Source organism: Paraburkholderia kururiensis JCM 10599 = LMG 19447, from assembly GCF_003986935.1.
Classification (GTDB): Bacteria; Pseudomonadota; Gammaproteobacteria; order Burkholderiales; family Burkholderiaceae; genus Paraburkholderia; species Paraburkholderia kururiensis.
Window position 1 is genome coordinate 254,649 of record NZ_RJZE01000009.1, and the last position, 6,157, is coordinate 260,805.

Annotated in this window: 4 protein-coding genes and 1 pseudogene; 2 read left to right on the forward strand and 3 right to left on the reverse strand. The window is 60.5% G+C overall.

From position 1 onward, the window contains the following. Positions 1–15: 15 nt before the first annotated feature. The 3 genes and pseudogenes from PKKP23_RS13410 to PKKP23_RS13420 form a co-directional block, all read right to left on the reverse strand. Complete coding sequence (locus PKKP23_RS13410; RefSeq protein ID WP_126877237.1) at positions 16–369, reverse strand: cupin domain-containing protein; 354 nt, start codon at positions 367–369, stop codon at positions 16–18. A 28-nt stretch (positions 370–397) separates the two neighbouring features. Then, positions 398–1,105: a succinate dehydrogenase/fumarate reductase iron-sulfur subunit gene (locus tag PKKP23_RS13415; RefSeq protein ID WP_126877238.1), complete on the reverse strand. Its 708-nt coding sequence runs from the start codon at positions 1,103–1,105 to the stop codon at positions 398–400. Between the two features lie 293 nt (positions 1,106–1,398). Beyond that, positions 1,399–1,919, reverse strand: a pseudogene (locus tag PKKP23_RS13420) (transposase); the annotation flags it as partial. 998 nt (positions 1,920–2,917) lie between these two features. On the opposite strand from PKKP23_RS13420, the gene PKKP23_RS13425 reads away from it, so the two are divergent. Beyond that, positions 2,918–3,325: a hypothetical protein gene (locus PKKP23_RS13425; protein WP_126877239.1), complete on the forward strand. Its 408-nt coding sequence runs from the start codon at positions 2,918–2,920 to the stop codon at positions 3,323–3,325. A 74-nt stretch (positions 3,326–3,399) separates the two neighbouring features. Further along, positions 3,400–5,583, forward strand: coding sequence for a phosphocholine-specific phospholipase C (locus tag PKKP23_RS13430; RefSeq protein ID WP_126877240.1), 2,184 nt, complete (start codon positions 3,400–3,402; stop codon positions 5,581–5,583). Positions 5,584–6,157: the final 574 nt, after the last annotated feature.

The window sequence follows — 6,157 nt, forward strand, 5'->3', positions numbered from 1 at the left end:
GCTCGTAGCCGTTGATTATTTGTCTGCGCGCGCCCCGTGGCCAGGCGGAAGATAGAGCGTCACGAGTAGCGAGGCACTCTCCTCGGCCTCGAGCCAGTGCGGTTCATCACCAGCGAGAAACAACATGTCGCCCGCGCGCATCAGTTTTGTCCCCGACGCCATACCGAACCTGACCACGCCCTCCAGACACTGCACGATGATCTCGCCAGGTGCGCGATGTTCGGGAATGTGCTTGCCGGCAGGAAGGACCAGGCGGACCACTTCGAGGTGATCCGAACGCATGAGCGTGACGGGCGGCGAATTCGACAGCGCCTTATCCAACGGACGGACATCGATCAGTTCACCTTGCGATGCATGTCTCAGTGCCATAGCACTCTCCCCTGCTGCCGGGTATGGTTCAGATCACTCGTCGTGCGAGCATGGTGCGGATTTCGCCGATTGCCTTCGCCGGGTTGAGACCTTTGGGGCAGACGTCCGTGCAGTTCAGTATCGTCCGGCACCGGAAGAGGCGATATGGATCTTCCAGATTGTCGAGTCGCTCGCCCGTCCCCTCGTCGCGGGAATCCACCAGAAAGCGATAGGCCTGCAGAAGGCCGGCTGGGCCGACATATTTGTCCGGGTTCCACCAGTAGGAAGGACATGCGCTGGAACAGCATGCGCACAGAATGCACTCGTAGAGGCCGTCGAGCTGATCACGCTCCTCGGGCGTCTGGTGTCGTTCCCGCTCAGGCGGGGGTGTGTCGTTGATCAGGTAAGGCCTGATCGAGTGGTACTGCTTGAAAAACGCGGTCATGTCCACGATCAGGTCGCGCACGACGGGAAACCCAGGCAACGGGCGCAGGACCGTGTGGTGGGGAAGATCGTTGAGATTTGTCGTGCAGGCCAGACCGTTCTTGCCGTTGATGTTCATCGCATCCGAGCCGCACACGCCTTCACGGCACGAGCGGCGGAAGCTGAGCGTCTCGTCGAGCGACTTGAGCCGGACCAGGACATCGAGCAGCATCCGGTCGCCCGGCACCGTCTCGATCTCAATACGCTGCATACGAGGAGCGGCGTCCTGATCCGGGTTGTAGCGATAGATATCGAACGTTCTCGTCTTGCTCATGACATCCCTCCATACAAGGCAGGCGGACCAGAAAGCACTTCGCGAGGCGCCTATCACGTTGCGCTTTCGCTTCGAAACCAACGACGTGAGCGCACCGAGGTAGATCGGCCACCTCCAAATATATCACGGCGTGATATATTTGGCGAACGGGCTTCGGCCCGTTGACGGCCGAGGCTGTGTAAAAACATGCGGAACGGCCGACCGGTGACGCCCGGGGGAGCGCAGTTGCGTTAGACCAGCCGCAGGCGGATGACGTGATCGTGTTTTATTGGCGACAGCGTCGGCACGCGAGGTCACGCGCCTGCCAGCTTCGTTGCACGCATCGTCTTTGCGAACCCGAGAATCCTGATCACGCGTTTGAGGTTGTAGGCCAGCACATGCAAGCTCATTTCGGCGGCGACATGTTAAGTCCGCGCGTCTGGAAGTGCGTCGAACCCATCCAGTGCTTGAGTGTGCCGAACACATGCTCAACTGTCCGGCGTCGTATCGTCATGGCGTCTAGCTGACGATCCAGCCTGGACTGCATCGCCTCAAGCACCGCTTCATGTTTCCATCGTCGAATACGACGGTAATCAGCAGGCGTGCACTGGCTTTTCATCGGGCACTTCGGGCAAGCGCTACTCCAGTATGTTCTCTGCTCCAGCAGGTTAGCGCTTTCGAAGGAGGTGTATCGGTATATAGCCCGTTGACCCGCTGGACACAGGTATTCGTCATCGCGTGCAATGTAGATGAAGTCGGCCCGGTCAAACCGCCCATCCGCCTTTGCACCTGATTTCGGGCTTTTCGCCGTACCACCGGTCCTAGATAAACGGCGTCGGGGTTATGAAGTCGGCCAGCTCATAGAGGCCTTTGCGCTTCGCGATGGCGTCGATTACGGAAAGCCATCGCTACAAAATCAAGCGAGCTTCTTGATTGCACAGCGGGATGAGGTGTTTGCAGACCCGGTCACATACGAGGAGGACTACGCGAAAGTTCACGAGCATCCCTGAGATGCAAATCAGGCTTCCCTCTTGATCGCTATCTTGACATGAATGAATTGACGGTTAGCCTCAATGCGTGGATTATTCAAAATAGAAACCATAACGATTTCAAGTGCGGCGATTCGTACGAGCTTGCGCTAGAGTTTGGTGGTCCAGCATTGATTCCATCCACCGAGTGCGCAATGCAGTACAAGCGAATTGACACATCCCGGTATGTCGTTGTCGCACTAGTGAAATTTTCGAGCCCCAAAGCGTGGATCATAGACTTTGGTGTGAACTTCTGTAAGGAGCGACTTCACCGAATACCACGAATACCAAATCTTCTCGATGAATGGGTGGCCACACGAATACAATTGCAAACCGTACTTCGGACGCGAGGTATTTCTGAAACCACAGGGTCGCCCGGGCGTCACAGTGAGGGAGGCGAGTGGATTGATCGGAAGGGAACGGATGCGTGGGGAGGCGACGGAGGTCTAGCAGAGTATCTTCTGCCACTTGAATTCCCTCATCACACTCATTCTCCTTGCCGTGCGATTGAATCGCTAAATCGCCGTACCACTTCCACCAGGAAATTCCATCAGATAATTTAGCCACGTTATTTTAAGACCTGATAAAAAACACACAACTCACGCACTCCAAACCTCCCACAATCCCCACCCGTTCGGCTGGAATCCTCAAAAAATCTCATCGGTCGTCTCATCTTAATATTTCATTCACAATAAAAGACGGAATTGATTCTGCGAATTGCGTACCGCTTCATTCACAAATATGACACCAACTGTGATTCAAGATATGTCCGTCTTTAATTCAGGCATCGTGACAGGTCGGCAAAATGAAAGTATCCACGATACTGGGCATGCTAGCAGTCGCGTTGATGCTGAGCGCTTGCGACAAAACCCAGCCGCCCGAGGCGGCCGCGGTCCAGCCGGATGTCGCGGCGCGCTCGCTGCAACCAGCCCGCAACGCGGTCCGTCAGGTAGCAGGCGCCACCCGCTTCGGCGGCGCTCCCTCGGCAGAGATCCCCGCGCCCGGAACGCCCGTGCCGTCCACGATCGATCCGCCCTCGCCGGCCATCTCGATGTCGGCCGGCGTGACCGAAACCGTCGATCCGCCGCGCGCCGCCCCGCCGTTGGCGCAAGCGGTTGGACGCAGCCCCGACGATGCACCGTGGGCGGCGGCCGAGCAATCCACCCCGGTCGTTCATTACCCGCCCGAACCCGCGGCGGATGAAAGCAATTGACCGGCCGTTTTTAGCAGTCGTCATAGCAAGCCGCCCACCCACGCACCACCCTATCTCTGACGAGAGGCTCAACCATGTCTACGTATAACCGACGACGTTTCCTGCGAACCGCCGCCTCGACGGCCGGCGCAGCCGCCGCCGTGACGATGTTCCCGGACGCAATCCGCAAGGCCCTGGCCATTCCGGCCGCCTCCGGCACCGGCTCGTGCCACGACATCCAGCACATCGTGGTGCTGATGCAGGAAAACCGCTCGTTCGACCATTATTTCGGGCATCTGCGCGGCGTGCGCGGCTACAACGACCGCTTCCCGATCCCGCTGGCGAGCGGCCAGCCGGTCTGGTTCCAGCCGTCCAGGGAGAATCCGCAGACGCCGGTGCTGCCGTTCCGCTATGACGTCAACAAGATCAGCGAATGCCTGGGCGACCTCGACCACAGCTGGTACCCGACCCATTACGCGATCAACAACGGCCGCATGGACGCCTGGCCGGCCAACAAGTCCGACCTGACGATGGGCTATCACGTGCGCGAGGACATCCCGTTCCACTACGCGCTGGCCGACGCATTCACGATCTGCGACAACTACTTCTGCTCGATGCCGGGGCCGACGCATCCGAACCGCATGTACCTCATGACCGGCATGGTGGACCCTACCGGCAAACAGGGCGGCCCCCTGCTCGACAACAACGACGCAGTCGATAACGACCTGCCGCCCAAGTGGGATCTGCTGACGTGGACCACCTATCCGGAGCGCCTGCAGGCCGCCGGCATCTCGTGGCAGATCTACCAGCAGGGCGTCAACGGCAACGATCCGGTGAACGGCAACTACGGCACGAACGTATTGCCGAACTTCGCCAACTTCATCAACGCGCCGGCCGGCTCCGCGCTGCAAACGCGCGGCAACGCGGTGCGCACGCTGGCCGACCTGAAGAACGACGTGCTGGCCAACCAGTTGCCGCAGGTCTCGTGGTTGTGCCCGCCGGCAATCTACTCGGAGCACCCGAGCTACACGCCGGCCTACGGTGCGACCTACATCGCCCAGATTCTCGACGCGCTGACGGCCAATCCGGAGGTGTGGAGCAAAACCGTCTTCTTCCTGATGTACGACGAGAACGACGGCTTCTTCGACCACATCGCCCCGCCCCAGCCGCCGACCAGTCGCGCCCAGGGGCTCTCGACCGTGGACGTGAGCGCCGAGATCCACAACGTCGTGAACCCCGCGCGCGGCGGCAACTACACCGCCGACAACCTGCCTTACGGAATGGGCCCGCGCGTGCCGATGATCGTGATCTCGCCGTGGACCAAGGGCGGCTACGTCAACTCGCAGGTGTTCGACCACACCTCGGTAATCCGCTTCATCGAACAGCGTTTCGGCGTGATGGAACCGAACATCAGCCCGTGGCGCCGCGCCGTGTCGGGCGACCTGCTGAGCTGCTTCGACTTCGGCACACCGGACGCGGCCGTCCCCAGGCTGCCGGACACCAGCAGCTACCAGGCGATGTCGGACGCGTCCTGCCAGAACCCGAAGGCCGTGGTGCCCTCGCCGCCGAACCCCGCGACGATCCAGACCCAGGAGCCCGGCGTGCGCGCCGCGCGCGCACTGCCCTACGAACTGCACGTGAACGGCCACGAAGCCGACCAGGACAACGCATTCCAGATCCGCTTCTCGAACACCGGCAAGGCGGGCGCGAGCTTCTACGTCTACGCGACCAACCGCAGCGACGGCCCGTGGCGCTACACGGTGGAAGCCGGCAAGTCACTGGTCGATACCTTCGACCTGTCCGGCACGGAAGGCGTGTACAACTTCCTCGTCTACGGCCCGAACGGCTTCGTGCGCCAGTTCGTCGGCGCCATTGAGCAGGACAAGAAGGTGCGGCACCAGTCGGCCAGGCCGACGGTGGTCGTCGGGTATGACGAGACCAACGGCAACGTAGTGCTCAGGATTGCCAACAAAGGGCGCGAAGCCGTCAGGCTGTCCGTCACGGACAACGCGTATGGCGCGCAGACGCGTCACTTCGCGATTCCGTCGGAAGGGTTCGTCGAGGAAGTCTGGGCTCTCCGGCACAGCCACCAATGGTACGACCTGACGGTATCGGACGGCGCCGCCTTTGCCTGGCGCGCCGCCGGTCACGTGGAGACCGGCAGGAGCAGCTTCAGCGATCCGGCCGCGATGCGCGTCGTGACGGAACTGCCGCACTCCATCACCGCCTCGCCAGCGGCGATCGCGATGCAGGACCGGCAGGATACGGTGGACGTGTAAGAAGGACGGACACAAGTCACCTACGAAGCGCGCGCAGACCACGGCGACAGCCGGGGATAGGCCACGCAACATGAGTGTCGGAACGGCGCTCGAATAGATTGCCTGGTTTGCCGGATTCGGCAAACCAGGCATGCGTGTGCGTGACGAACTAGTGATTCCGTCCAGGTCGTTCTTGTCTTCTACACCACTGTGGGCGAGACGGGCCGTGATTGCGTGCGGCTTCCGGTGGCGCCGGCACGGGGCAAAGTCATCGCCCTTTTGCGCATGCGGTTAGCCCGCAGGTTTGCGGAACCGGCTGTTCAGACGCGACACCGCCGGGGTGGACAAGCGCAATTTCTCGCGAGTCTACGACGATGTGCTGCTTTAGCAGGCCGTTGAAATATCCCACACCGTCGTCATCCGTCCGGGCGCGGTAAGGTTGAAACAAGTAACTGGACAACCCTGGGAGAGCCTATCCGAACCTTTGTGTGTGAGGCATAAACTGATGGCCAAGGAGCCACTTTATGCCACGCAAACGCAAGGAAGAAGTGACGATTGAACCGGGCAAGGGCTTGAACCTTGACCCGGAACTGAT